Below are 281 nucleotides of genomic sequence, written 5' to 3' on the forward strand. Positions count from 1 at the left end.
TTGTTCCAAACTCCCTTCATCTGTAATCAAGACTTCTCTGGCTTTACTTTCTTCAAATGGTCCTACGATACCCGCAGCCTCTAGCTGATCGATGATTCTACCTGCTCTATTGTATCCAAGCTACAATTTTCGTTGGATAAGCGAAGTACTTCCTTGCTGCGCATTGACGATCAGCCTAGCCGCATCTACAAAGTAGGCATCACGATCTGAAAGGTCTACATCTCCAATACCATCTCCTCCCTCATCTCCTACAAAGTCTGGAAGTAAATAAGCAGTACTAT

General features: G+C 43.8%; 1 pseudogene. It reads right to left on the reverse strand.

The window, feature by feature from the left end:
* Positions 1-281 (reverse strand): annotated as a pseudogene (locus I5349_RS13685) (DNA translocase FtsK); the annotation flags it as partial.

The sequence above is a fragment of the Penaeicola halotolerans genome, from assembly GCF_016464625.1.
Taxonomy (GTDB): Bacteria; Bacteroidota; Bacteroidia; order Cytophagales; family Cyclobacteriaceae; genus Penaeicola; species Penaeicola halotolerans.